This is a genomic window from Rhizobium sp. BK619 (assembly GCF_014195245.1).
GTDB lineage: Bacteria > Pseudomonadota > Alphaproteobacteria > Rhizobiales > Rhizobiaceae > Rhizobium > Rhizobium acidisoli.
Genome location: NZ_JACIBH010000001.1, coordinates 34,515 through 61,336 on the forward strand (window position 1 = coordinate 34,515; position 26,822 = coordinate 61,336).

Genomic DNA, 26,822 nt, shown 5'->3' on the forward strand with positions numbered 1-26,822 from the left:
ATATCAAGAACCGCTTTTCTCTTCAGCTGTGACCTCAAGAAATAATGCCACTGAAGGCCCATCTAAACGAGGGAGGGACGTCGAAATGCGCAAATATGCCAATGCTTCATCCAGTTTGCCTAGACTGCGTAGAATACTCGCCGGAGTCGCCATGTTTATGGGAGCCACTAGCCAAGCTATCGCAGCCTGCAACGCGGGACCGGACTATTGCACTGACGACCCAAGAATTCCACAGATGCTTGCAGATAAAAAGGCGAGCCTAGCGAAAGACTATCCGGCGAGACTCGTAGCGCTTCTGGATCGGGGGACACAATGTGTTGCTCGAATTCGACAGAGCCCAGATGGCTTCACTATGGTCGTGGTGAAAAAGGGCGCGATCGATACGGTCGGCTGGGACCAGGACAACGAAGATGTAAGCAAGAAAGAAATCGCGTCGGGCGATATTGAGCGCTTCTGGATCGTAAATAGCCGACGAGCATTCAGCTGCGAGGGGCAGCCGAGCTACGATCAGCAGCCGGACTATAACGCAGCGGATGACGTCAACACGTCGCTGGCCATCAAATGCGACAGTGGGGGCTGCTAGGGAAACAGAGACTGAAGAACAACCAGTAGACCACACGCCGAGGAAGCAGAAATGAAAATCGGACTCATTCGAACAGGGCTGATTGTGGCAATATTAGCTTGCAATCTGGGGAATGCTCGTGCGGATATAGCGGACAGTCAGAAGCCTTGCACTGCTCAGCAGTCCGCAGCGGTTAGTTCAGCCGTCGCAAAGGCTCGGCAAGGCATCTCAGCCGCCCTTCAATCGCTTGATGACGCCGGCACTGCGGACATAGAACGGTTCGAGCGTTGGTTTGGCCCCACGTCGAGCACAAACGTTGCCCAAGTGAGAGCAGTTTTCGCCGGATCGCTTGGGAAGATTGTTTTTCAGACTTTCTGGTGTCCGCTTGTAAACTCCACGGAGCTCCAGTGGAGTGATGGGGACTTGGCCGCGTACTATTCGCCAACCCCGAATTCAATCTATCTTGCTCCGGATTTTTTTGATCTCCCAGTTGTGGGCATGATCACTCAAAGTGGCGCAGTAATTCATGAGATGACGCACGTCAATGGGACCGATGATCTGGCATACGGCCCCGCCGATGTCGAAACTCTTGCAAAGAATGATCCCGCAAAGGCGCGTCGGAATGCCGATAGTTATCGCCTATTTGTCGAGGACTTGCAGAGTGGACCGTGACCTAAAGCGGTAACGTCTCCCAGCGATGCCAGGCACCTACCGACGGCGGTCAAACACGGTTCTGACGCGCTTAGCGCGCGGCGGCGCCCTATGAGCTAGAAGCAACCGATCTTTGCCTTATTCTTGAAAGGATCGGAACCCACGACCGCGTTATAAAAAAACCTGCTACTGTGCGAGTTACGCAAGTGAATTAAGTACTTAGCGTAGCGGAATAGTCGATCGAGCCTGTGATCGGGGGCGGGCATTGCCGCAAGAGGCGCAATGAACGCGGATCGACAGGCTCGCCGAAATTGACGGGAGTAACGTTGTTCGAGGCGCTCTACCGCATTGTCAGCAAGCAGCCGACATGGGCTGAAATCGCCGCCGAACACAAGATTGCTCTATTGAGCGACGCGCTCTCAACCGCTCCTTGGAGGTTCCACCAAAGTGTTGTTCCGTACCGTCCGGCAGCGGAGAACTAAACCTTTCCGCTTCCGCCCGACGGGCTACTGCGCACGCGGGCGACGAAAGGGCGTGACAGGTCGACCTTAGCGGACAATGAGAGTTGTTTCTATGCGGCGGCTATTTATAGTTCTCCAGTATAACGTGTGATGAGTCGGATAGAGATGGGATACTGGGACGCTATTCCGGCCAAGGCCGGCAACATTCGGCATTACACGAGAGCAACAGGCTGGATTGCCTATGACGACTTTGTGGATGAGGACGGGCGCGTTACCGCACCCGGATCAAATCGTGCCGTAGAATTAGCTCTAAGCATTGGGCTGAACGCCTCCAACCTCGCTGTTCTAAGCGGAGCCGGTTCGTCATTTTGCGCTAAAAACAGCGAAGAGGGCTCACTCCAGGCGCCGGGAATGAGCGATCTCTGGGACGCAGTGGTCGCCGATGTGACCCAACCAGTATTCGACTCTATTGTCGCGCTCATCCCGAAAGCAAAGGCAATCGGGAAAAACATCGAGAAGTTGCTAACGCAGAGTAAGATTTACGTTGAGCTTTTCGACGATGCGAATGCGGTCAAAGTCGGAGAATTCATCGCTGCAGCTGAAAGGGCCATTGCGAAACGGGTCGATTTCGTCAAGGAGAGCACTGATTTCAGCGCCCATGCGGCCATAATACGAAAGATCGCAAGGCGTGGAATAAGAAAGCCGCGCGCGAAGATTTTCACGACGAATTATGATCTTTGCTTTGAGTACGCGGCGCAAACCCAGCGTTTCACAGTGATTGACGGATTTTCGCATTCGATCCCGCAAGTCTACGATTCCGGGCACTTTGCTCACGATATTGTAAGGAGGGAGGCAGCGCATGACGGTCCAAACTACATCGAAAATGTCTTCCAGCTCTACAAGCTTCATGGGTCGCTTGATTGGCGGCGCAAGGAAGCGGAAATTGTCCGTTCCCGAGACAACGCACTCGGAACGCCTATCCTGATCTATCCGCGCGATAGCAAGTACCAACAGGCTTTTGAGCCGCCCTATCTGGACATGATGGGCGCATTTCAAACAGCTATTCGCGAGCCAGACACAACCCTGATCATTTCGGGCTTCGGTTTTAACGACGATCACATTGTCAGACCGATTTTTGCGGCGATCGAAGCCAACATGACTTTGCGGGTTGTCGTATGCGACGTGGCATTTCTTGCCGAGGCTACCCTTGATGGCGCAGCCCACGTGTTGCCTCGCGACCATGCCATGCAAGGCTACGCGAACGAAAGCTTCAAAAAGCTCAAACGCCTGGTCGACATTGGTGATGAGCGCATCACGATCCTAAACGGCAGGTTCCAAGATCTTGCGCTAGCGGTTCCCGACCTTGTTGCGCAGACGGAGCGTGAACGTCATGCCGAGCGCATCAAGGTTTTGCACGAACCGTCAACGGATATCTTCAAATGACAAGGAGGAGCCTTGTCGATCCGGATCGTTACATTGGAACGGCGACCGTTATTGGTGCCTCCACGATTCAGGTCAACCTGCCGAAGGCTACGGCGCGCGCAGAGAAGCGCGCACTCGCAAAAGGCGCTGTCGGGGATTTCGTTTTCATCGACTGCGAAACGGTGAAGCTTCTCGGACGAATCGTCGAAGTGAAGGTGCCGGATGCCGAACGCTTGTTTGTGGAGCCTGCGCTCGGCTCACCGCCGGAACCTCATCCGATTGGTCGAATACAGTTGCTGGCCTCGGTAGACCAGAAGCAGGAAAAGCTCCTGCGCGGCCTGCGAGCCTATCCTCGCGTTGGCGATGCAGTCTATCGCGCCGACCCCGCTATGTTCGGTGAGCTTATGGCGAATTCGCTTTCACAGCAGGGTGACAATCTTCTTGATCTCGGCTTCTTGGATGCGGGATCGGGCATTAGACTCAAATTGCCGCCGGAAAAGTTATTTGGCCGCCACTGTGGTGTATTTGGCGCAACGGGGGGCGGAAAGAGCTGGACGCTGGCAGCACTGCTAAATCAGATCAGGACCGCCGGCGGCAAATGCATCCTCTTTGATCCAACCGGAGAGTTTGCGGATGTTGCGGCAGTCTCAAGACATTATGCGTTCGACACTGCCGAGGCCGGCGCGACGCAGGTGCATTTTCCGTTTTCGCAAATGACCGAAGACGACCTCTTCGCATTGTTCAGACCGGCGGGTCAGACGCAGGGTCCCAAACTTCGCGAGGCTATACGGAGTCTTAAATTGGTTCGGGCGGCGAATGGCAATCCTACAGCAGATGTTGTGTTTTTCGAAAACAGACTGGTTACCAAGCGTAATCGGCCCCGCGCGCCGTTCTTTCAGGCGCTGGGGCTTCATCGCGGCGCGATTCAGTCGCCATTCTGCAATTTCAATATCGAGAACCTGGCCGACCAGCTCCATGCGGAATGCGTGTATGCCTCGGATAGAGATGTTCAAACGAATTGGGGAAGGATAGATGATCAAGCGGTAGGATACTGTGAAGGTTTGATCGCACGCATTCGCATGCTGATACATTCCTCCGAATTGGCATGCCTGTTCGGCACTGCCGGCCAATCTCTGGCAACCGTTTTCGATCACTTTTTCAATAATGAGACCGATGATATCATCCGAATATCGTTCAAGAACGTGCGCTTCGAGCATTGCACCCGCGAAATTCTGTTGAACGTCATCGGCCGGTTTCTTCTGAGCAGGGCTCGTGAAAATACCTTCAGAGATAAGCCGATGATCACGCTATTGGATGAGGCGCATCAGTTTCTTGGTCGGACAGTCGGCGACGAATACGGCAATGTGAGGCTGGAAGCTTTTGGCCTTATCGCCAAAGAGGGCCGCAAGTACGGTCTCACAACCATCATGGCGACCCAACGTCCTCGCGACATTCCGGCCGATGTTATTAGCCAACTCGGCACGTTGATCGTGCATCGCCTGACAAATGACGAGGATCGCCACGCTGTGGAACGCGCTTGCGGCGACCTCGATCGGGAAGCGGCCCTTTTCATACCTACGCTCGCGCCGGGCGAGGCCGTTGTCGTCGGCCCAGATTTACCCGCTCCGGTTCCCGTCCTCATTCATGAGCCACCGGCGCCACCGAATTCAAAAGGGCCAAACTACACCAAGTTCTGGGCGACACGGAAATGACCCGCCGAAAACATACCGGCTTCGTAGCGGAACGGGTCTCCCGTAGGAATGCCTTAGTTGTCCCAGCCAGGTGTTGATTTCACGCGGCTCTCCGAGATACCTGCTTTTCGCGGACTAAAAATGGTGTAAGCCAAGGAACCAAGGGCCGAGCACCAAAAGGCTGGCCACACTCGCAAACAAAACGTACCGCATCGGGCGGTCAACTCTGCGAAATTTCCGCCATGTCACGGTCGATCAATTCCGACTTCTGGGTGAGGTGCTGAATCAAATTTGATAAAAAGAAATATAGACCAATGAGACCCTGCCGCGCCTCATTGTAACTCACGTCAGCATGAACGCCTTTGGAGGCCAAGTCATTGAGACGCCGGACAAACGCAGCCAGATGTTCCAACTCCGAAGCGAGCAATTCCCGCGAAGCCGATTGCCGGATTTGTGTCCGAACAAACTCGTGAAGACGATTCAGAAATTGCTCATTTCCGAGTGATCGTTCCACGCCGTCTGAGCACACTGTTTTGCCCGAAGTAGCAGGATAGAAGAAATCTGCTACGCCGTGCAACGAGCGTCTTACCTCAGTGAGGAGCAACGAAAAATCTTCAGCCTCTTTTGATGACGCAAGCGCGGCGGCCTTCTGCAGCCTGGAATCCAGGCGATGCAGATGATGATGACGGCGATGACGGCAAGCAGCCGGGCGATATTGCCCGTCAGCATGTCGACGATGTTCTGCAAGACGGTTTCCACGCCGGCTGCCTGGGCAAAAGCCGGTTCTGCCAGGCAGGCTGCAAGGGCGACAGCCATCAACGCGCGGGCCGCGACAGGGCGAAGGGTTGCTGTTGTGATCATTGGCTTTGCTCCAATCGTTCATTCTGAAACACGAGAACCTGGGTCTGCCGCCGGGCGGCGTTGAAGACGTCCCACGATGCCGCTTCACGCGGCTGCAAAATGGATTTTCTGATTGCTTGAGCCGCCCGACTGTCTGCCGGTTCAGCAGGAGGAATCTCTTCGCCCAGGATGGCGACAGAGGCCAGGTTGGAAGGCAGGCGAACCGCTTCCTTGCGGACCTGCTCGTCATACTTGACCATCTTGCCGACTGACGGATCGTTCCGGCCATAATAGGACTGGAGCATGACCTTCTCGGCCTGCGTAGCGTCGGCGCCGGCATGCAATGCGAGGCGATAATAGCTGTTGAGCAGAGTGGCCGTGGCCTTGAGGTTCAGGCAGGGATCGAACGCATCCGAGATCGAAAGCTTCAGCTTGAGCAATTCTTGCGTGCCTAGGCCGCCAAGACCGATCTTGATGGCCTGATGATCAGCGGCAAGCGAGGTCGCCAGCTCGATCGCTTCCGCTTTCGACGCCGGTTGACGCTCAAGCGGCGGGGCGTTTCTGATACGAATGGCGATAGGCTTGAAACGGCTCTCGAGACTGATGACGGCGGCAAGCGTTCTAACCTCCACCATGGGTGCGCAATTCTGAGCGAGATCAATGAAAGTGACCGCCATCGTTCAGTACCAGACCCGTTGCGTCGCCGCGCCCTCGATGGTGACATCGACGTAGTGGGGCTGCGGGCGCAGGTTCGGGCGAGCCGTCAAATAGCCCATGCACTGGCGGCGCCCATCCTGGCGCTGCCAGCGTGGTGACCGCACGGAATTCTTGTTGGAACTGTAGTGTTCACCAACACTGGGGCAGAATGCATTGCTCACCGGCTGCAGGACGGTTGACACGCAGGTTGCTTCTTGCCCGCGCGGCCCATAATCGCTCTCCAGCCGGTAACCCGTTTCGCAGTAATACGGCTCATAGCCCGGGCGCGAGCTGCGGAAGCCGACGCCGCTGCACGTCGGAAATGAATGCCCCGCGGCAAGCTCCCGCCACAGCTTCTCGATTGGCGGCAGGCAGGCACTAAACTGCGTCGCACCTCCAGGGTTGGAAAGGCACAGGATAACCTCGCAGACCCATTCATTTGCGTGCGCCTGGCCAGGTGAAGTAAGGTAGGGTGGCAATATGCAGCAGGCTGCGACGACCGAGTTGAGCAGAAGGTTTTTCATGAGTACGACCCTCAAGAGGACATTCCATTGCGGAAGAGGCGGTTTGCCTGTAATGAGTTTATACTGATTTATATAACACAGTAAAAGAGCATGACAAGAGCCCTCACAACCCAATGGCGTAACCTGGCCTTCTCAGGTCTCATCCTGCATGAAATCCTCGATCATCCGCTCGAGGACGAGACGCCTCAGGCAAGGCTGAAACAGGTCGGCATGATGACGGTCCTGTACAGCATGAACCAGGCACATCAGAAGCTAACCCTCTCTAGCATCATGGAAATTACTGCACTGACACGCACCGGCGTCAAAGAGACAGTCGATCTCCTGGTCAAACGGGGGATGCTGGACGAGACAATCGTCAAAAATTCGATGGGACGTGGAACGGCCCGCCAGTTTTCGATTTCAGAAGCGCTTCTGGCGAAACTGAGTTCTTTCGCAGCCGGATGATAGCGATTTTAAGTGATGATTTTGGTCGTCTTTGAGTTTCTCACATCGCCGCCACCGCTGCTGCCGCGAGCACTGGGCGGCATCGCAAGCCTAGGGTTACGACAAGCAGGCTGAAGGTGAGCGTACGGGCACCTCGGCGCTCGACTGTCATTCCGCGACAACAAGAACGGCAATCTCCCTGTGTTTACCGTCCCTATCGCCCCGGCGCAGTGGAAAAACTCACCACGGAAGCATCTCAATGACGCGCCCGGACTTTCAGGACACTGTGGTATATGCGCCTTTTGACCGTTGGACACGATGGCCGTAACTGCAGCGACAAGAGATCATGTGCTCTCGCCAGGAAAAGCCGCAACCATCGCCCCACGACAATGAGATGCGTAGATCGCTATGGCTCAAGTGCGGTGCTAACTAGTGCGACAAGGTAGCAACATTACGTGCGACCGCTCCATGTGATTAGTAAGCGATGTTCCGATCACACCTTGACGGCGCAATTTCGTCCGCACGCCCAAGCGCCCGCGATATTGCTCTTCGCTGGAAGATAAAGCAGCGTAGATTTGCAATGCACGCACGCCGGGATGTTGGGTTTTGATGAGATGAGTAAATTTTGGCACCGGATCACGTATTACCGTCATCGCAGCGAGCTTTGGGCACTTGGCCTGGCGATGAAGGTGCCGCTGCTAGCGATGCTTCCGATCGGAATCGTACTGGGTTTCTGGTGGGTGATTGCCCCATTGCCTATTGTTTTTCCGATTATTCTACTGCTCGAGAACCTCGGCCACTTCGGCGCAATGGCTTTCTTAGGGATCCCGGCTTCTCTGGTGCTGTTGCTTGCCGCCCCATGGTTCTTTGGATGGTACGGAATTGCAGTCTGTCTGATGTTTGGTCGATTCACATCCGCGAGAGCCAAGGAGAAAGCCTTGGCGGAATCAATTCATGCCTATCGGGCGAAGGCCGTTTGACTCCGAGCTATCTTTCTCTTGGTCCGAGTCAGCAAAGTTCAACCTGGACCTCCGCCATGTTACGACGGTATCTACAATCCCTATCGGCCCAATGATCGTCTGCTGCTAGTATCAGCGAGTTCGAACTGGGCGTGCTGAGAGCCCGCATCTCGACGCCGCCAGATCGAAAGCGCGGCGCGGCGAATTGCGAGTTTCCGTTCCGTTCCGATACATTTGGCATCGGGAGGCGGGGCTTGGACTGGACCCCGATCTGCGTCTGCAAGACGTGATCCGATCCATATTCGCCCGTTTCCACGAGCTTGGAAGTGCGCGTCAGGTGCTGCTATCGATGACGAAAGATCAGGTTCACTTCCCTCGGCCCTCGGATGAAGGGCGCATGACCAACTTCGTATGGGTGCCAGTACGCTATCGCAATGTCATCGGCATCCTCAAAAACCCTTTCTACGCCGGCGTTTACGTCTATGGGAAGAGCGAGAAGCGGACTGCCATCGTCGATGGACGGGCTCGTCGCAGTTACGGGCACGGCAAGCCCGTCGGTACCTGGGAGGTGATGATCCGGGACCATCACGAAGGTTACATCAGTTGGGACGAATACGAGCGTAACCAACAGCAACTGGCCCTACATAATTATGGCCGCTCGGGTGGGACTAAATCGGGCCGTGGCGGCAAAGCATTGTTATCGGGTCTCCTAACCTGCGGACGGTGTGGGCGGCGGCTGAGTGTTGCCTATACGGGCAATCCGCAAAATCCTGTTTATCGTTGCTACAAACAGAATCTGATGATGGGCTTGCGCCCGTGCATGACCTTCGGTGGCCCGAAGGTCGATGCGGCGGTTGCGCGCGAGTTGTTGCGCGCGGTAGAACCGTTAGCGCTCGAAGCGACTTCCAGGGCGGCGATCGCGGAAACGCAAAGCCTCGGACCAGGCGTGGTCTCACGAAGGGTGGCTCACGGGTAGTCGGGGACCTCGTCCACAACCCGCCAATCGGAGCTCAAGCCTTCAGGTGATCGGCGGCCATATTCGAACGGCTGCCGATTGCCGCTCTCAAAGCCGGGCTTGTGGACTGCGCCGCGGTCGGCACACATTGGCACCGCGTAACACCACCGAACATCCTGGCGTCACAGTCCTTTCCTGATGCGCCGCGCATTTCAGCCAAACGGGTCTGAAGCTCCGGTTTCTTCCAACGACATACTCGGCTCCCGTAATTGATGCCGACTTGCATCTCAAAATAAAAGCCCCGCGGTCGTTGCCACACCGCGGGGCTCTTTGACGCCTGACCCGGGAGAAAGAGGTCAGGCGGCTTGTACTTTACGGCTGGTGCGGGCCCACTCGGGCAGCCAGTTGCCGTGGGTGGCGAGCAGGTCGTCGACCAGCGACCAGATCTGGTCGAGGTCGAGTTCGGCTGCCGTGTGCGGATCCATCATCGCGGCGTGGTAGATGTGCTCGCGATTTTCGGTCATCAGCGCCTGCACCGTCAGCTCCTGGACGTTGATGTTGGTGCGGATCAGCGCCGTCAGCTGCGGCGGCAGGTCGCCGATGAAGGTCGGCTGGATGCCGGAGGCGTCGACCAGGCAGGGCACTTCGGCGGCGCAATTGGCGGGCAGCGACGTGATGCAGCCATTGTTGCGGACATTGCCGTAGATCACCGAGGGCTCGCCGGTCCAGACCGAGTTGATGATCGAGGAGGCATATTCCTTCGAAGGCTTAACCTCGATCTTGTCGGCGCTGCGATAGGCCTCGGCCTGGCCTTTCCAGCGCTCGATCTGCTCGATGCAGCGCTTCGGATATTCATCGAGCGGAATGCCGAATTTCTCGATCAGATCGTCGCGGCCCTCCTTGATGAAATAGGGCGTGTATTCGGCGAAGTGCTCCGAGCTCTCGGTGACGAAATAGCCGAGCCGCGTCAGCATCTCGTATCGCACCTTGTTCGGGCAGCGCGGGTTCCAGCCGGGCTTCGGCGCCCTGCCCTCGCGGTAGCCGCGCACGAGGTCGGGATAGAGGTCGCGGAAGGAGCCGTCGGCCTGGCGATGCTCGAATTTGAGATAAAAGGCCATGTGGTTGATGCCGGCCGCGCGGTAGCGGATTTCCTCGTAGGGAATGTCGAGGTCGTGTGCCAGCTCCATCGCCGTGCCCTGCACGGAGTGGCAAAGGCCAACCTGGCGGATGGTCGGGTATTTCTCCGAGATCGCCCAGGTGTTGATCGCCATCGGGTTGACATATTGCAGCATGATCGCCTCGGGGCAGACCGCGAGCATATCCTCGCAGACCTTCCAGAGATGCGGCACGGTGCGCAGGCCACGCATGATGCCGCCGACGCCGAGTGTGTCGGCGATCGTCTGGCGCAGCCCGTATTTCTTCGGCACTTCGAAATCGGTGACGGTGCAAGGCTCATAGCCGCCGATCTGGAAGGCGACGACGACGAAATCGGCGCCGGCAAGCGCCTTGCGCTGGTCGGAATAGGTTTCGGCCTTGGCCTTGACGCCGAGCGTCGAGATCAGCTTGTTGACGACGATGGCGCTTTCTTCAAGCCGCTGCGGATTGAGATCCATCAAGGCGATCGTCGCGCCCGAAAGGGCCGGACGCTGCAACACGTCGCCGATGATGTTCTTCATGAAAACGGTGGAGCCAGCTCCGATGAATGTGATCTTGGGATTTACTGCCATTATAACCTCCGGCATTCGGTAATCATGCTACCTCGAAAGCGGCCTTGACGAGCCGTTCGGTGTAGGCGGTCTTGGGATGGGATAGGACTTCGTTGACGGGGCCCTCTTCGACGATCTTGCCATGCTGCATGACGATGACGCGGTGGCAAAGCGCCCGGACGACCTTGAGATCGTGGGAAATGAAAAGGTAGCTGAGGCCCCGCTCGTCCTGCAGCTTGCGCAGCAGTTCGATGATCTGCGCCTGGACGGAAAGGTCCAGCGCCGATGTCGGTTCGTCGAGCAGGATGAACTCCGGCTCCAGCGCGATGGCGCGGGCAATGGCGATGCGCTGGCGCTGGCCGCCGGAAAATTCGTGCGGGAAACGCGACAGGATGTTGCCGGGCATGCCGGCTGAGATCAGCGCCTCGCGCACCCTGTCCTGCCGTTCGGCACGGGTCGCGCCCAGCTTGTTGACGACGAGGCCTTCTTCAATGATCTGGCCGATCGTCATGCGCGGGTTGAGCGAGGAGAACGGGTCCTGGAACACCACCTGCATGCGGGCGCGCAAGGGCCGCATCTCGGCCCTGGAAAGCCCGTGGATCGGCTGATGGTCGAAATGGATCTCGCCGCTCTCTGGCGTATTCAGCCGCAGGATCGCCTGGCCGAAGGTGGTCTTGCCGGAGCCGGATTCGCCGACGAGGCCGAGCGTCTCGTGACGGCGCAGCGTCAGATCAAGGCTGTCGACGGCGACAAGCTCGCGCATCGCCGGCTTGAGGAAGGTGCCATGGCGCAGCATGAAGGCAACCCGCACACCCTTTGCATCGAGGATGACATCCGATCCCTCCGGCAGCGGATTGGCCTCGCCGCGCGGCTCGGAGGCAAGCAGATGCCTTGTATAGGCGTGCTGTGGATTGGCAAACAGCGCTTCGGTGGTGTTGTGCTCGCGCACTTCGCCATGCTGCATCACATAGACGTAATCGGAAAACTGCCGCACGACTGTGAGATCGTGGGTGATGAGGATGACGGCCATCCCCATTTCCTTCTGCAGGTTGCGGATCAGGTTGAGGATCTGCGCCTGCACGGTGACATCGAGCGCCGTCGTCGGCTCGTCGGCGATCAGCACATCGGGATCGTTGGCAAGTGCCATGGCGATCATCACGCGCTGGCGCTGGCCGCCGGAAAGCTGATGCGGATATTGCATCAGCCGTGCGGCGGGATCGGGGATCTGCACATGTTCGAGCAGTTCGAGCGCCCGCTTCTGCGCATCGCGCTTGCTGATCCTGCGGTGGACGCGGATCGCTTCGACGATCTGGCTGCCGATCGTGTAGATCGGGTTCAGCGAGCTCATCGGCTCCTGGAAGATCATCGAGATGCGGTCGCCGCGCAGCTTGCGGCGGGCCCGCTCGGAAAATTTCAGGATATTGCTGCCGTCATAGGCAACCGTCGATTTGTCGGAGACGACGGCGCGCTTCGACAGCAGCCCCATTACCGTTCGCGCCGTCACCGATTTGCCGGAGCCGGATTCGCCGACGATGGCGATTGTCTCGCCGCGATAGAGCTGGAAGGACACGTCCTTGACGGCTTCGACCATGCCGTCCTCGACCTTGAAATTAACCGCGACATTGCGGGCGTCGATGATCGGCGTGTCCGAGCGGCCATCATGATCGTGGCGGACGGGCGGGGCGAAGGAATTGACCAGTGCGAGAGCCATATCAATCACCTCAATAAGGATCGACCGCGTCACGCAGTCCATCGCCCAGCGCATTGAAGGCGAAGACGGTGACGAGCACGAAGCCGACGGGAGAGAGAATCCAGGGATAGGAGCCGATCACCGAATAGGTCGCCGTATCCTGCAGCATCAGCCCCCAGGAAATCAGCGGCGGCTTGACGGCAAAGCCTAAGAACCCGAGGAAGGATTCGAGCAGCACGACGCTCGGTATGGCGAGCGTCACCGCGACGATCACGTGGCTCATCACGTTCGGGAAGATATGCTGCATGATGATGCGCTTGTCGGTGGCGCCGACCGCCATCGCCGCCCGGACATAGTCGATGCGCGCAAGCGCCAAGGTCTTGCCGCGCACCTCGCGCGACATCTGCGCCCAGCCGAGCGCCGACATGACGACGATGACGAAGCCGAGGAAGACGTTGGTCGGAGCCGTCACCGGGATCAGCGACGTCAGCGCCAGATAGAGCGGCAGTTGCGGAAAGGCGAGCACCAGCTCGACGAAACGCTGCAGCCAGACATCGAAGGTGCCGCCGAAATAACCCGACACCATGCCGACCGTCGTGCCGATGACGGTGACGATGAAGACGACAGTCAGCGCGATCATCAGCGAGATGCGCGAGCCGATGATGGCGCGCGACAGCACGTCCCGACCAAACTTGTCAGTGCCGAGGAAATGCACGGGCTCGCCGTCAGTCGTGCCGAAGAAGTGGCGGTCCGCCGGGATCAGGCCGAAAAGGCGGTATTCCGATCCCTTGACGAAGAAGCCGAGGAGGCGCGGGTTGTCGTAATCGACGCCGACGATCGGCTGGAAGGTGACGGGGTCGAGCGCTTCGGAATCGGCCAGGCCGTAGACGCGCGGCTGGAAGACGAAATTGCCGTCCTTGTCGTGGAAGCTCATCATCTGCGGCGGCGCAAAACCGACATCGGTCGCCTTGGGATCCATCGGCGCGACGAAATCGGCAAAGATCGCCATGAAGAGCAGCAGGCCGACGAGGATGAGACCGGCCATGCCGGTCCAGGAGCGCCGCAGCCGGCGCCAGACAAGGGCGATATAGCTCTCATGCCCGCGCGCTGGTTTGCTGACCGCGGTCTCGGTCTTTGTCGGCGGTGGCGGCGAGGAGTCGAAAGCCAGCATCTCAGGCTCCTTCAAATTGGCGAACACGCGGGTCGAGCAGCGCCAGCAGCATGTCGGCGATGATGTTGCCCACGATCAACGTCGCCGACAGCACCATCATGAAGGTGGCGGTGACATAGACATCGCCGATCGCCATCGAGCCGACGATGGCCGGGCCGACGGTCGGCAACGCGAAGATGATCGCGGTTTCGATTTCGCCGGTCAGCATGTAGGGCAGCACGACGCCCTGATACATGACCAGCGGATGCAGCGCGTTCGGCACCGCATGGCGCATCACCACCGCGCCGCCGGAAAGCCCCTTGGCCTTGGCCGTCTCGACATATTGGGCGTTCAGCGTGTCGAGCAGATTGCCGCGCATCACCCGCATATTGTAGGCGAGCCCGCCGAAGGTGGCGATTGCCACGACAGGCCAGACGTGGTGGACGAGATCGACGAATTTCGCCCAGGACCAGGGCGCCCCGCCATATTGCGGCGAGAAGAAGCTGCCGATTTCGGTGACGTTGAACTGGAAGACCAGGAGATAGACGATGATCAGCGCCATCAGGAAGCGCGGCACCGTCATGCCGAGGAAGGAAACCGCCGAAAGCGTGCTGTCGATCCAGCTGTATTGCCGCGTCGCCGCCCAGATGCCGAAGCCGATGCCGAGCACGGAAGCGAAGATGTGACAGACGAGCGCCAGAAGCAGCGTCCGCGGCAACCGCTCGGCAACCACGTCGGCGACCGGCTTGTTATAGAACATGCTGTAGCCGAAATCGCCGCGGGTGATGATGCCGCCGATCCAGTTGACGTACTGGACGACCATCGGCTTGTCGAGGCCGTGTTCGATCCGGTAGGCCTGGGCCTGGGCTTCGGCCTGGGCGTAGGACGCGCCGCCCTGATTGATCAGCTGGGATCTGATATAATCGGCATAGTCGCCAGGCGGGGCCTGGATGATCGCGAAAGTCACCACGCTCAGGATGAAGAGAACGGGGATCGCGGAGGCTATGCGCACGAGCAGGAATCGTAACATCGGGCGGTCCGCTTTTCCTTGCCGCCAGTCGCTCCTTGTCAGCGCGGCCGGCTCGTTGGTCATATCAGGCCGCGCGCCACGCGCGGCCTGAATCTCGCTTCAGCTGGGAGGGAGCTAGTTGTTGACGGGACCCTTGTCGCCGGGCTTGCCGGGCAGCTGTTCGGGGAACAGCTCGTATTTGCCCTGCTTGTCGGCGGCCACCCACAGGCGTTCGCGGATCACCGAATCTTCAGCCCAGTTGAACATGAAGATCGGGGTGCCCTGCGGCACGTTGGAAAACCGCTTGTTGATGATCAGGGCACCAGGATATTCCGTCAGACCCACGGTGTTGACGTGCTCCGTCGAGATCTTCTGGTACTGTTTCATCAGGGCGACGCGGGCGTCATTGTCCGGGCTCGTCGTGAACTTGGCGACAATGTCGTTCAGTTCCTTTTCGAACGGCATCAGATCGAGCTGATCGTCCTTGCCGGCGCGGTGGTGCCAGCTGGTGCGGGGACCGATCGGCGCAAGCTGCTCGGTATTCTGCACCACCGACGACAATTCCGTCGTGTTGCGCTGGATCAGCCAGTCGAAGCGGCCGGCATAGTGGGCGTCGTCACGCTTCGGGCCGTCGAGCGCATTGATGACGATCTTCAGGCCGAGCTTCTCCATCTGCGCGACGACACCTTCGGCAAGGCTCTTGTCGGTCGTGTACTGATTGTTGATCAGCATGACGATTTCGACATCCTTGCCGCCGGCCGTGCCGGCCGGGAAGTTCACGATGCCGTTGCCGTCCGTATCCTTGAGGCCGGCTTTGGCCAGTTCCGCCTTGGCGCCCTTAAGATCGAAAGGATAGTAGACGGTAGAGTTGCGGTCGTAGAAGCTGGTGCCGGAGGAAAGTCCGCCCGGGTAGATCGCGGTGAATGGTCCCTTGACCAGCGAGTCGCCGATCGCCTTGCGATCCAGCGCCATGGTGACGGCCTTGCGGAAGTCCTCATTGCGGTTCAACTCGCGGATCGCCTGGCCGCGTTCGTCAGGGTTGCCCCAGCCGTTGGCGGAGAAGTTCATGCGCAAGTTATAGCCGATGAGGCGCGGGCCGAAAGCCAGACGGGCGGGCGCGGTTTTCTCGGCGGCGCGCTTCAGCGAGGCGACGAAGTTTTCCGGCTGCTCGAGATTGGAGATGTCGGCGGATCCGGCCACGGCCTGAACGTCGCGGTCGGCCCAGGTCGAGAGCTTATAGTGCAGCTCGTTGAGATAGGGCAGCTGGTTGCCCTTCTCGTCGACCTTCCAGTAGTAGGGGTTGCGGCGCATGACGATGATATCGTCGGAGCGATATTCGACCGGCACCCATGCGCCCATGACCGGCATGTTCATGAACTCCGGCGGGAAGGCGTTCTTGAACTGGTCGTAGGTGTTCTTCGAATATTTTGGATGCTGGGGTTTTAAGATATGAGAGGGACCCGGGCAGAAGTTCGGGTAGGACATCGTGTAGAGATATTGCTTCGGGAAGGCCTCCTTGAAGGTCCATTCGACCGTGTAGTCGTCGATCTTCTTCAGCGTCGTGCCGACGCCGAAAGCCTCAGGCGAGGCGCCGCCGCCGAGCGGCGAGACGTTCGGATCGATGACTTCGTCGTCCCAGTAGAACATGATGTCGTCGGCATTGAAGGGCGCACCGTCCGACCATTTGGCGCCTTCGACCAGGTGCATGGTCAGCTTGTGGCCGTCTTCAGACCAATCCCAGCTCTTGGCAAGGTTCGGCAGCGGTTCGGTGTCCTTGGCTTCCACCTGGAACAGCGGAGCGGTGCGCGTCAGGCATTCGGAAAGGCCGATATCGATGCCGCCCCAGCCCTGCGTCTGGCCGGCGCCGTAGTTCCAGCCTTCCGGCCGGCCGCCGATGACGTGGCGCATCGTATCGCCGTAGACACCGATGCCGTCGGGCATGTTGCCCGTCTTGAAGACCATCGGCTCCTTCGGCAGACGGTCTTTGACCGCCGGCAGTTTGCCGGTGGCGACGAAGTTCTTCGTGACCCAGTCGGGCTCGTGATATTCGGGTAGCGCCTTGAACTCCAGGATGGAGTCGCGCGCCACATATTTGATCTTGCCTTCGGCCGGGAAGTCCGCCGGCGCCGGCGGAACCGTGGCTTCGGAGGCATATGCATTCAGCGCCAGGACTGAGACGCCGAGCGTCAGTCCGGCCAGAATGCCAAGTTTGCGAAATTTCATCATCGTTTCTCCCTCTTGTTCCGGAGCGCGGGGCACGCGGCTCCTGTTCCTCAAACGGCGTGAAAGCGGGCCGGCGGCCCATGGGTTTCCCTCCCGGAAACCCATGACGACCCCTCCTTCACGATAATCAGACGGCCTGTTTCAGCGCCGCCTTTTCCGCGCGCAGCTCTTCGATCGAGCGAACGTTGCGGCGTGCGGCACCCGCCCAGTCGCGGGTCTGCACCTTGGATTTCGACAGCCGCTCCTTGGCGGCCGGCACGGCGTCGGCATATTGCGGCAGCCAGCGCGCCTGGGCAACGACCATCTCGTCTACCATTTGCCAGACCTCCTCAGGCGTCGCCACGGCGCCGACCAGAGGGTCGTGCAGCACGGCAAGCTTCAAGAGATCGATGTCGCCGGATATGGCGGCATGCACCGACATGCGCTGGACATTGATCGAGGCGATGCAAGTGGCGGCACAGGCTTCCGGCAGGGTAACGCCCGAGACCATATTGATGCCGAAGCGGTCGACGAAGCCCGGCGATTCGATGATCGCATCGGAGGGCAGATTGGTGATGACGCCGTTGTTCTTGACGTTGAAATGGCCGCGATAGACCCGGTTGGTCTCCAGCGCCTCGAGGATGTGGCTCGCATGTTCGTTCGAGCGCCTGGCCGGATCGATCGGCTTTGAAGCGGATTCCAGGAACTGGGGGAATTCCGTCTCGAACCAGTTGCGCGTTTCGGTGGAATGGCGGAGGTAGCCGCCAGTCTCGCCGTGGATCCAGTCGGACATGTCGATCCAGCGGGTGATTTCCTCCGGCCGTTTGCGGTACCAGGGCAGGTATTCCGAAAGGTGGCCGTTGCTCTCGGTGGAATAGACGCCGAACCGCTTCAGCACGTCGATGCGCAGCTTCTCCTGCTGCGAATAGACCGGATGCGCCTCGAAGGCGGCGATGAGCTCGTCCTTGCCGATCCTGCGGCCGTTGAGGCGAAGGTCGATGAACCAGGTCTGGTGGTTGATGCCGGAGCAGACATAGTCGAGTTCACTCAGCGACTTTGCGCCGAGCACCTCGGCGATCTGCTCGGCGCCATGCTGGACGCCGTGGCAGAGGCCGACGGTATCGACCTTGCCGTATTCGATCGCAGCCCAGGTGTTCATGGCCATCGGATTAGCATAGTTCAGGAATTTCGCGCCGGGCTCGGCGACCTCTCTGATATCCTTGCAGAAGTCGAGGATCACGGGAATGTTGCGCTGACCATAGAGAATGCCGCCGGCGCAGATCGTATCGCCGACGCACTGGTCGATGCCATATTTCAGCGGGATCCTGATATCGTCGGCATAGGCTTCGAGGCCGCCGACCCGCACACAGCTGATGATGTAGCGGGCGCCGGTCAGCGCCTGGCGCCGGTCGGTCGTCGCCGTCACCTTGGTCGGCAATCCGTTTGACTCGACGATCCGGTCGAGGATCGCCTTGATCATCTCAAGATTATGCTCGCTGAGATCGGTCAGCGCGAATTCGACGTCGCGAAACTCCGGAACGCACAAAATATCGGTGAACAGCTTCTTGGTGAAGCCAACGCTGCCCGCACCGATGATAGCGATTTTGAAACTCATGATCTTCACCTCGACCCATTCGAATGCTACAGAAAAGATGCTTATGGAGGATCGGCCCGCATGCCGGAACATGAGGCTGAAAAAGCCGAAAAACTGCCTGTTTTCCTCCCGGCCGCTCTCTCGACCGTGGTCTCTTCCCTGTTTGTCGAGCGGGATTATGCCCGAAATCGGCAAGGCCACCAGAGAAGGATTATGCTTTCAGGGGTAATTTTGTGCTGCAAAATTTGATTGCAAACGGACAGTCGATGAGGACCGTTTCGCTGCCCCGCGGCAGGCAGCGATTGCATGCCATGCCGACCAGCTCCGGCTATGAAGTGCGCGAGAACGAGCCCTATGACTGGGATGGCCGCAGGCGCGGCCAGACGCCCTTCACCGTGCTGCAGCACACGATCAGCGGCACCGGCCGGCTGCGCTACCAGAATCGCAATTATCGGCTTCAGGGCGGCGACACGCTGCTGGTGCTCGTGCCGCACAACCACCGCTACTGGCTGGAGAAAGGCGACCGCTGGGAATATTTCTGGATTTCGATGAATGGCGAGGAGACGCTACGCATCCACCAGCTGGTCCTGTCAACCGCCGGGCCGGTGCTGAAACTGCAGCCCTCGACCATCGATCATCTCGCCGATTGCAGCCTGCGCCTCGTGACCGGCGCCACCTCGCCGGGGGCCGCCTCGGCGATTGCCTATGAGGCGGCGATGGCGCTCTATGACGACGTCTTCGGCTCGCCGGCCTTTGCCGCCGAGCTCAGCGTCATGCAACCGGTGATCGACCATATCAACGCCAATCTGGAAAAGCCGCTGCCGGTCAGCGAACTCGCCGGCATCGTCGGTCTCAGCCGCGCGCATTTCTCGCGCAGCTTTGCCGAGAGCGAGGGCATGCCGCCGGCCGAATTCGTGCTGCAGCAGCGGCTGCAGCGCGCCGTCAAGCTTCTGACCAAGGCAGACTTCCTGCCGGTTAAGGAAGTCGCCATCATGTGCGGCTTCGAGGATCCCAACTATTTCTCCAAAGTCTTCCGCCGGGTCTACGGCACCAACCCGACGGAATTCCGCACCACCGGCATGTATGCCAGCATCGGCAAGCTAAGATAGCCCTAAAGCTCTTTGTTTTGATGGATGTCGTAATCCCGGAACCGCTGCACACTTCCGGGCGACATGCATTAGGTCAGGCCCGCACCTCGAATACCATGTTGAACGGCGTTTCGGTGGCGCGGCGGAAATGCGTGAAGCCGGCGTCGAGCGCCACCTTGCGCAGCTTCATCTCTCCCGCCTGGGCGCCGAGCCCGAGCCCCACCTCCTGCGACAGCGACGCCGGCGTGCAGATCATCGTCGAGGCGCCGTAATAGACGCGGCCGACGGGATTGAGATTGTCCTTGAGATGATCATGGGCAAAGGGCTCGACGATCAGCCACGTGCCGTTCGGCCCAAGCGTTTCCTTGACATGCTGGCCGGCGCCGACCGGATCGCCCATATCGTGAAGGCAGTCGAACATCGCGACCATGTCATAGCCGCGGCCGGGAAATTCCGCCGCCCGGCTCTGCTCGAAGGTCACCCGGTCGGCAACGCCGGCATCTTCGGCGGCTGCCTTGGCCTTTTCGATCGACGGGCCGTGATAGTCGAAGCCGGTAAAGCGCGACGCCGGATAAGCCTGCGCCATCAGGATGGTCGAGGCCCCATGGCCGCAGCCGACATCGGCAACACTGGCGCCGGCCTTAAGCTTTTCTTCGACCCCGGCAAGCGCCGGTATCCATTCGGCGATCAAATGGCTGTTATAGCCCGGACGGAAGAAGCGCTCGGTTCCTCTAAACAGGCAGGTGCTGTGCTCGTGCCAGCCGAGGCCCTTGCCAGTGCGGAAGGCCTCAGTGACTTTCGGCTCGTCCATCCACATCGATTGCACGACCTCGAAGGCGCCGACGAAGAAGGCCGGGCTGTTTTCCTCGGCAAAGACCATCGCCTGCTCCGGCGTGAGGCTGAAACGGTCGGTTTTTTCGTCATAGGTAATATAATCAGCCGCCGCCTGGGCGCTGAGCCATTCCCGGAGGTAGCGCTCCTTCACCCCGGTCTTTTGCGAAAGCTGTTGGACGTTCATCGGCGTGCCATCGGCCATCGCCTTGAAAATTCCCACCTTGTCGCCAAGCACGACCAAGGCGCCCGACATGGCGGCGCCGACATCGCCGACCAGCCGGCCGACCAGTGCATCGAGTTTCTGCATATCCGGCTCACGCATTGTTTCCTCCCGCGCGCGTGTTTAAGATCTTTAAAAATTAGACTTTAATAATATTCAGTCAATCAACCTTTCCTTTCCGCAGATGAGCAGCAGTATTAAGTTCGAAAGAATCCAGAAGATTTCCGCCGGCATCACGTATCTGCCCGCAGCGCTCATTAAGGAGACCGAATTGGAACGGCGGCAAGCGCCTGCCCGTGTTTACCTCATCACCTGGTTCGGAAACTTCGCGAGGCAGAATCACACTTTTGATGTAGGGTTATCACTATGTGCCTATCTTCCGCTCAATGCCGCGCCGCGCGCGCCCTTCTGGCCTGGTCGCAGGATGATCTTTCTTCGGCGGCCAACGTCGCCAAGGCGACGATCGCCAATTTTGAGGCCGGCAAACGCTCGCCCTATGACCGGACCCTTCAGGATATGAAGCAGGCCCTGGAAGCAGGCGGCGTCATTTTCATTCCGGAAAACGGTGGAGGGGCCGGCGTCCGGCTTGCCAAACGTGCAAATTCGATCGACACCAATGAGACCGAAACGGTTCAATATGAAGAATATCTCGAAAACGACGCGCCGCCTGGTGCGGGTGGCTGAATGATGACGAAAAAGCAGAAGCTCGAACACTCGGAGCTGGCCGGAGAATTCACCGATGACGGGGTCACCGTGCTCGTCGATATCTTCCGCACATCCGGCAGCAATGAAGACTGGACGATGGAAGTGGTGACGCAAGCCGAGGATCTGATCCGCTGGGACGAGCCCTTTGCCACCGACCGGGAAGCCTTCGACGAATTCCTGGCCGTGGTGGCGCGCGACGGGCTGCGATCGTTTCTCGACGATGACGAACCGTCCGTCCACTGAGGAAAATTCGTGAAAAGCATCAATGATCTCGTCGCCTCGGCGAAAACCGTCTGCGATCGGTACCGGGCCGGGCGGATGGAGCGGGAGACAGTCCGCGAATGGGTCCTGGGGCTTGGCGCTTATCCAGGCCCGCATGGAGACCGCGTGCGCGAAGCGGTGGAATGGTTCCGCCTGCACAATCGCGAGCCCGTTTCCGACGACATCGTGCTCGTGGATATCGACCGGCTGCGGGCGATTTCAGCGCCGTGATCCCGGGGGCGCCCGGCGTGCGCGGCTGGCGCAATCACGCCGGTCCTCGGCGGCGTAGGACCATTGGCGATCATGAGCCTCATGCATAATGCCCACGTCGCAAGTCGAGGGCGGCTGGCAAAATTAGTTCGTCCGATCAGTAAAAGGAACAGCACGTGGCAGCATTTCCGGAAAAGGCAAAGGTCGTCATCATCGGCCTCGGCGGTATCGTCGGCGCCTCCATCGCGCATCATCTCGTCGAGCGCGGATGGGACGATATTGTCGGCATCGACAAGTCCGGCATCCCGACCGATATCGGCTCGACAGCCCATGCCTCGGACTTCTGTTACACCACGAGCCACGACTATCTCTCGGTCTGGACCACGCAATATTCGATCGATTTCTACGAGAAGATGGGCCATTACGCCCGCATCGGCGGTCTCGAAGTGGCGCGCACCGGTGACGACGCCTGGATGGAAGAGATCAAGCGCAAGCTCTCCTCAGCACGCGCTTTCGGCACGCGCGCCGATTATGTCAGCCCTTCCGAGATCAAGGCGAAGTTCCCGCTGATCGAGGAAGATCAGGTGATGGGCGGCCTTTACGATCCGGACGCCGGCCTCGTCATTCCGCGCTCGCAGACAGTCGCCGGCAAGCTGGTGGATGCCGCTGAAAAGGCCGGCAAGCTGCAGGTGTTCGGCAACACGCCGGCAAAGTCGCTGATCGTCGAAGGTGGCCGCATCAAGGGCGTCGTCACTCATCGCGGCACGATCATGGCCGACCACGTCATCGTCTGCGCCGGCCTCTGGGGCCGCCTGATCGCCGAGATGGTCGGCGAAGACCTGCCGGTCATGCCCGTTGATCACCCGCTCACATTCTTCGGTCCCTATAACGAGTTCGAAGGCACCGGCAAGGAGATCGGCTTCCCGCTGCTGCGCGACCAGGGCAACTCCGCCTATATGCGCGATACCGGCGACCCGGCGACGACCGAGGGCGGCCAGATCGAGTGGGGCTATTACGAAGCCAACAATCCGCGCATGTGCCATCCGCGCGATCTTCTCGAAAAACACGAAGCCCGCCTTTCGCCCTCGCAGCGTGACCTCGAGATGGAACAGATCATCGAGCCGCTCGAGCGCGCCATGGAGCTGACGCCGATCCTCGGCGAACTCGGCTATAACGAAGGTCACTCCTTCAACGGCCTGCTGCAAGTGTCCGCCGGCGGCGGCGCATCCTGCGGCGAAAGCCAGAAGGTTCGCGGGCTCTGGTATTGCGTCGCCATCTGGGTCAAGGACGGCCCGGGCTACGGCAAGCTGATCGCCGACTGGATGACCGACGGCCGCACTGAAATCGATCACAACAGCATCGATTACGCCCGCTTCTATCCGCATCAGTTGACCGAAGAATTCATCGAGGGTCGCTGCTTCGAAGCCGCCCAGAAGATCTATTTCCCGGCTGTTCACACTCGCGAACCCTATGTGTCCGGCCGCAACGCCAAGCGCTCGCCCTTCTACGAGCGCGAAAAGGAACTGGGCGGCTATTTCATGGAACTCGGCGGCTGGGAGCGTGCGCATGGCTACGCCGCCAACGAGCACCTTCTGGAAAAATATGCCGACTGCGTGCCCGTTCGCGAGAACGAATGGGACAGCCGCCATTTCTGGCGCGTATCGAATGCCGAGCATCTGGCGATGAGCGAGGATTGCGGCATCGTCAATCTCAGCCACTTCCACATGGTCGACATCGAGGGACCTGACCATGTCGAGCTCATGGAATGGTTGTGCGCCGCCAAGATCGGCGGCGATGCCAACATCGGCAAGGGCGTTTACACCCACTTCCTCGACGACGAAGGCATGGTCCGCGCCGACTTCACGGTCTTCCGCATGGCCGACCGCTGCCGTCTCGTCAACGGCGCCGATGCCGGCCCGCGCGACCTGCACTATATGAAGCGCGTCGCCCAGGACCGCGGCCTTGACGTCACCATCACCGACGTCTCGGAAAAATTCGTGACGATCGGCATCTGGGGCCCGAACGCACGCGATACGCTGAAAAAGGCTGTCGCCGATCCGGCCGGGCTTGACCAGGAAAACTTCGCCTTTGCGGCGATCAAGCCGATCGAAATCGCCGGCAAGCCCGTCACCGCTTTCCGCATCTCCTATGTCGGCGAGCAGGGCTGGGAACTGCACATGAAGTACGAAGACGGCCTCGCCGTCTGGGATGCGCTGCGCGCGACCGGCGTGATGGCCTTCGGCGTCGAAACCTATGCAAACTCGCGCCGCATGGAAAAGAGCCTGCGCCTGCAGAACGCCGACCTGCTCACCCAGTACAACCTGATCGAAGCCGATCTCGCCCGTCCGAAGGTCAAGGAAGCCGATTTCCGCGGCAAGGCAAAACATCTGGAATACAAGGCGCGTGACCACCAGCCGGCCATGCTCTGCACGCTTGTGATGACCGAGAATACCGACAAATCGGGGGTGCAGCGTTATCCGCTCGGCAACCTGCCGGTCGTCGACCCTGCAACGGGAGAGGTCCTGGTCGACGAGCTCGGCCGCCGGTCCTACACGACCTCGATCGCCTACGGCCCGACGGTCGGAAAGAACATTGCTCTGGCCTATCTGCCCTGGTCGCATTGCCAGGTCGGGCGCAAGCTGAATATCGAGTACTTTGCCGAGACCTATCCGGTGGAGGTTGTCGGCGTCGGCTACAAGCCGATCTACGACCCGGAAAACCTGAAACCCCGCACCTGATGACTCAAGCGCTTGTGCCGCCGACGCTATTTCCGGCTTCGGCGGCAGCGTCAGGCGCGCGGCTCGGAATGAACCGCTTAGAGATCAGCCAGCAGCCGAGCGCCCAGAGCGCACCGGCGCACCATCCGGCAAAGACGTCCGTTGGGTAATGAACGCCGAGATAGATCCGGCTCAGACCGATGATGACGGCCAGGAAAACGCCGGCGAACATGACGAAGATTCGCGTCGACCGATAACGCTGCGTGCGCGCCAGCAGCGCCCCGAGCGTCAGATAGGTCACGGCCGAGACCATGGCGTGGCCAGAGGGAAAGCTGAGATCGCTGACCTCGACCAGATGCGGGACGATGTCTGGGCGCGGCCTGGCGACCAGGATCTTCAAGATCGTGCTCGCCAGCCAGCCGGTCAGCACCGAAGAAAGGACGAAGATCGCGATCGGCCAGCGCCGGTCGAGCAACAGATAGACGGTGACGAGCACCGTCATCAACGAGAGGACAGTGACACCGCCGAGGCTGGTGATATCGCCGACGGCATGCGTCAGCCAGTCAGGCCCGATCGGCACGCCAAGCTCACCCGGCCGTCGCAACGCCAGCAGGATCGTTTCGTCGAAATGGAACGTCTCGCCTTCGAGGACCTCGCTCGTTAGCCGCTGCAGCACGAACAGGCCGCCAGCGACCGCTGCCAGCATGATCAGCGTCAGCGGCTCATATGCAGTGAGCCTTGCCAAAAATCCGCGTCGTTGAACCTCACTCATGCCTGCCGTCACGCTCCTCCACTTCATGTTGATCTACGGCAGATCGGCAAGGGGAGCCGCAAATTCAAGCCCTTGCGGCGCAGAGGAGCACTACCACCCCCCCCAACCCGCTATCTCGCGGCGAACGACCAAGTCATTCTGCGCGTCGCGGGTTGCCAATCGGGATGTCGGCGGTGATAGAGGATGAAGAACATTCATGGCGACGTTTTTGGTTCAGGTGGGAGGTTTCCTTGCTGGGGCTCAATCGGAAAAAAACTGCTTTTATTGGCTTTTGCATTCTCGCCGGTCTCGCCCCGTGTTCAGGGCAGGCGATCGGAAGCAATCCGAACTCTCGCTCGCCTATCGACCTCGTCCCGGGCCTAGTTCTGCCTGTCTCGGATTCGTCTCTTGCAGATCCCGACCTTTCGATCACGATCATCGGCTATCGGCATGGCTGGCGCTACCGCATCGAGCAGAAAGATATCAGTCGCTGTTTCGCCGGCAAAGTGCTTGTCCTGCCGCAAGGAAAGATCGTGCAGCTCAAAATCACATCGGACGATGTTGTTCACGAGTGGGCGGTGCCGGCCCTAAATCTGAAAACGGATGCCGCTCCCGGTCTGTTGAGCTTCGTCGCGGTGGACACGAAAGTGGCCGGATCGTTTCAAGGGGGAGCGACGAGAATGTCGGGTCACAGATATAAGAGGATGGAATTCGAGCTGCGTATCATTAAAGCGGATGCCTATCAGGCCTGGGAGAAGGCTCTGCCCACCTCATGCGAGGAGTAAGGGGATAAAGGAGTAAATCATGTTCCGTCTGAAAATCGCTCACATTTTTTAGCACCATGCTTCAGGCCGCAGGCGTCGGACGCTCCCAGCCGGTAGCAAAAGCTCAACCTTCTTTTGTTATGGATGGAGCCGATTTGTCCTGGAGATGGTTTCGGCGATGAAAATTCTGACAGCGGTGGTTCTGATTGCGGCCCTGCAGCCGGTCGCTGCTTTGGGCGAGACCGAATGGATGGGCGGCGCAAGACAATGGTCGGTCGGCTTCTCGAGCGAGCGCCCTGCCTATTGCCGGCTGGTCTGGAACAGCGAGCTCGGCAAGACAATGGAATTCCGCCAGAGCGCCACCGAAACTTTCTGGCTGGTCACCAAGGACAGCTGGGACATTCCGGCCGGCACCACCACCGAGGTGACGCTGACCGATCGTTCTATGACGAAAGTGGTCGCCGCCGAATATTTCGACAAGACCACGCTCCGTCTCTGGCCGCCGGCCAGCAAAGGAAGCGGCGGCGTGAAGAAGATCATCAAGAATTCCTTTGCCGGAACCCCTGACGTACAGGTGACCTTTGCCGGCAACGAAGGCGACTGGACGCTGCCGCTGTCGCGGGTGGATCAGCTCTACCCGACGTATCGTGATTGCCTCAAACGGCTTGAAGCCGGCGAAAAAACCAAGCAGGGTTCGGCCACCAGCAAGCCGTTCTAAGAATTTTTTCTCGCTCACA

At 59.3% G+C, this 26,822-nt stretch carries 24 protein-coding genes and 2 pseudogenes; 14 read left to right on the forward strand and 12 right to left on the reverse strand.

Annotation, left to right across the window (positions count from 1 at the left end):
- Positions 1–235 precede the first annotated feature (235 nt).
- The 4 genes from FHX14_RS00160 (at position 236) to FHX14_RS00175 (ending at position 4,808) form a co-directional block, all read left to right on the forward strand.
- Positions 236–583 carry a hypothetical protein gene (locus FHX14_RS00160; protein WP_184375285.1) on the forward strand — a complete coding sequence of 116 codons (348 nt, stop codon included), beginning with the start codon at positions 236–238 and terminating at the stop codon, positions 581–583.
- Between the two features lie 51 nt (positions 584–634).
- Positions 635–1,234, forward strand: a complete 600-nt coding sequence (locus FHX14_RS00165; protein ID WP_184375287.1) for a M35 family metallopeptidase — start codon at positions 635–637, stop codon at positions 1,232–1,234.
- Between the two features lie 605 nt (positions 1,235–1,839).
- Positions 1,840–3,117: an SIR2 family protein gene (locus FHX14_RS00170; protein ID WP_184375288.1), complete on the forward strand. Its 1,278-nt coding sequence runs from the start codon at positions 1,840–1,842 to the stop codon at positions 3,115–3,117.
- The gene (locus FHX14_RS00175; protein ID WP_184375290.1) at positions 3,114–4,808 is read left to right on the forward strand and encodes an ATP-binding protein; all 1,695 of its coding nucleotides are present in this window, start codon (positions 3,114–3,116) and stop codon (positions 4,806–4,808) included. Before FHX14_RS00170 ends, FHX14_RS00175 begins: the two co-directional genes overlap by 4 nt.
- Positions 4,809–5,007: 199 nt before the next feature.
- Here FHX14_RS00175 and FHX14_RS00180 read toward each other — a convergent pair whose 3' ends face one another.
- The 4 genes and pseudogenes from FHX14_RS00180 to FHX14_RS00195 all read right to left on the reverse strand — a co-directional run bounded on the left by FHX14_RS00180 (position 5,008) and on the right by FHX14_RS00195 (position 6,847).
- Entirely contained in the window at positions 5,008–5,364 is a 357-nt protein-coding gene (locus FHX14_RS00180) for a hypothetical protein (protein WP_184375292.1), read from the reverse strand.
- A gap of 58 nt (positions 5,365–5,422) precedes the next feature.
- Positions 5,423–5,648 (reverse strand): annotated as a pseudogene (locus FHX14_RS00185) (TrbC/VirB2 family protein); the annotation flags it as partial.
- A complete protein-coding gene (locus FHX14_RS00190) occupies positions 5,645–6,304 on the reverse strand; it encodes a transglycosylase SLT domain-containing protein (protein ID WP_184375300.1) in 660 nt (219 codons plus the stop codon). The pseudogene FHX14_RS00185 and the gene FHX14_RS00190, both read right to left, overlap by 4 nt.
- Before the next feature lie 3 nt (positions 6,305–6,307).
- Positions 6,308–6,847, reverse strand: a complete 540-nt coding sequence (locus FHX14_RS00195; protein ID WP_184375302.1) for a hypothetical protein — start codon at positions 6,845–6,847, stop codon at positions 6,308–6,310.
- Positions 6,848–6,937: 90 nt separating this feature from the next.
- On the opposite strand from FHX14_RS00195, the gene FHX14_RS00200 reads away from it, so the two are divergent.
- The 3 genes and pseudogenes from FHX14_RS00200 to FHX14_RS00210 all read left to right on the forward strand — a co-directional run.
- Complete coding sequence (locus tag FHX14_RS00200; RefSeq protein ID WP_003595190.1) at positions 6,938–7,291, forward strand: hypothetical protein; 354 nt, start codon at positions 6,938–6,940, stop codon at positions 7,289–7,291.
- Positions 7,292–7,866: 575 nt separating this feature from the next.
- Positions 7,867–8,250 carry a hypothetical protein gene (locus FHX14_RS00205; protein ID WP_246713332.1) on the forward strand — a complete coding sequence of 128 codons (384 nt, stop codon included), beginning with the start codon at positions 7,867–7,869 and terminating at the stop codon, positions 8,248–8,250.
- Between the two features lie 60 nt (positions 8,251–8,310).
- Positions 8,311–9,133 (forward strand): annotated as a pseudogene (locus tag FHX14_RS00210) (recombinase family protein); the annotation flags it as partial.
- Between the two features lie 407 nt (positions 9,134–9,540).
- Here the strand turns inward: FHX14_RS00210 and FHX14_RS00215 are convergent.
- The 6 genes from FHX14_RS00215 to FHX14_RS00240 form a co-directional block, all read right to left on the reverse strand.
- Positions 9,541–10,911, reverse strand: a complete 1,371-nt coding sequence (locus tag FHX14_RS00215; RefSeq protein ID WP_184375304.1) for an alpha-glucosidase/alpha-galactosidase — start codon at positions 10,909–10,911, stop codon at positions 9,541–9,543.
- A gap of 22 nt (positions 10,912–10,933) precedes the next feature.
- The gene (locus FHX14_RS00220) at positions 10,934–12,601 is read right to left on the reverse strand and encodes an ABC transporter ATP-binding protein (RefSeq protein WP_054184103.1); all 1,668 of its coding nucleotides are present in this window, start codon (positions 12,599–12,601) and stop codon (positions 10,934–10,936) included.
- Between the two features lie 10 nt (positions 12,602–12,611).
- A complete protein-coding gene (locus FHX14_RS00225) occupies positions 12,612–13,751 on the reverse strand; it encodes an ABC transporter permease (protein WP_003595180.1) in 1,140 nt (379 codons plus the stop codon).
- A 1-nt stretch (position 13,752) separates the two neighbouring features.
- Positions 13,753–14,760, reverse strand: a complete 1,008-nt coding sequence (locus tag FHX14_RS00230) for an ABC transporter permease (RefSeq protein ID WP_054184133.1) — start codon at positions 14,758–14,760, stop codon at positions 13,753–13,755.
- 114 nt (positions 14,761–14,874) lie between these two features.
- Positions 14,875–16,965, reverse strand: coding sequence for an ABC transporter substrate-binding protein (locus FHX14_RS00235; RefSeq protein WP_037074353.1), 2,091 nt, complete (start codon positions 16,963–16,965; stop codon positions 14,875–14,877).
- A 124-nt stretch (positions 16,966–17,089) separates the two neighbouring features.
- On the reverse strand, positions 17,090–18,556 hold the full coding sequence (locus FHX14_RS00240) for an alpha-glucosidase/alpha-galactosidase (RefSeq protein WP_054184132.1): 1,467 nt from the start codon (positions 18,554–18,556) through the stop codon (positions 17,090–17,092).
- A gap of 245 nt (positions 18,557–18,801) precedes the next feature.
- Between FHX14_RS00240 and FHX14_RS00245 the strand changes: the two genes are divergently transcribed.
- Positions 18,802–19,644 (forward strand): AraC family transcriptional regulator, encoded by an 843-nt coding sequence (locus FHX14_RS00245; RefSeq protein WP_003595176.1) that lies wholly within the window; start codon positions 18,802–18,804, stop codon positions 19,642–19,644.
- Positions 19,645–19,717: 73 nt separating this feature from the next.
- Here FHX14_RS00245 and FHX14_RS00250 read toward each other — a convergent pair whose 3' ends face one another.
- On the reverse strand, positions 19,718–20,779 hold the full coding sequence (locus tag FHX14_RS00250) for a class I SAM-dependent methyltransferase (RefSeq protein WP_003595175.1): 1,062 nt from the start codon (positions 20,777–20,779) through the stop codon (positions 19,718–19,720).
- Positions 20,780–21,043: 264 nt separating this feature from the next.
- Here FHX14_RS00250 and FHX14_RS00255 point away from each other — a divergent pair, with 264 nt between their 5' ends.
- The 4 genes from FHX14_RS00255 (at position 21,044) to FHX14_RS00275 (ending at position 24,591) form a co-directional block, all read left to right on the forward strand.
- Positions 21,044–21,361, forward strand: coding sequence for a helix-turn-helix transcriptional regulator (locus FHX14_RS00255; RefSeq protein WP_003595174.1), 318 nt, complete (start codon positions 21,044–21,046; stop codon positions 21,359–21,361).
- A 3-nt stretch (positions 21,362–21,364) separates the two neighbouring features.
- Complete coding sequence (locus FHX14_RS00260; RefSeq protein WP_037074441.1) at positions 21,365–21,625, forward strand: hypothetical protein; 261 nt, start codon at positions 21,365–21,367, stop codon at positions 21,623–21,625.
- A gap of 9 nt (positions 21,626–21,634) precedes the next feature.
- Positions 21,635–21,874, forward strand: a complete 240-nt coding sequence (locus FHX14_RS00265; protein WP_184375305.1) for a hypothetical protein — start codon at positions 21,635–21,637, stop codon at positions 21,872–21,874.
- Positions 21,875–22,029: 155 nt separating this feature from the next.
- Entirely contained in the window at positions 22,030–24,591 is a 2,562-nt protein-coding gene (locus tag FHX14_RS00275; protein WP_184375306.1) for an FAD-dependent oxidoreductase, read from the forward strand.
- A 4-nt stretch (positions 24,592–24,595) separates the two neighbouring features.
- On the opposite strand, the gene FHX14_RS00280 is transcribed toward FHX14_RS00275, so the two are convergent.
- Positions 24,596–25,342 carry a phosphatase PAP2 family protein gene (locus FHX14_RS00280; protein WP_184375308.1) on the reverse strand — a complete coding sequence of 249 codons (747 nt, stop codon included), beginning with the start codon at positions 25,340–25,342 and terminating at the stop codon, positions 24,596–24,598.
- 230 nt (positions 25,343–25,572) lie between these two features.
- On the opposite strand from FHX14_RS00280, the gene FHX14_RS00285 reads away from it, so the two are divergent.
- Together FHX14_RS00285 and FHX14_RS00290 are read left to right on the forward strand one after the other, a co-directional pair.
- Positions 25,573–26,106: a cytochrome c oxidase subunit II gene (locus FHX14_RS00285; protein ID WP_003595163.1), complete on the forward strand. Its 534-nt coding sequence runs from the start codon at positions 25,573–25,575 to the stop codon at positions 26,104–26,106.
- A gap of 157 nt (positions 26,107–26,263) precedes the next feature.
- Positions 26,264–26,803, forward strand: a complete 540-nt coding sequence (locus FHX14_RS00290) for a hypothetical protein (RefSeq protein ID WP_184375310.1) — start codon at positions 26,264–26,266, stop codon at positions 26,801–26,803.
- The last annotated feature ends 19 nt before the right edge of the window (positions 26,804–26,822 follow it).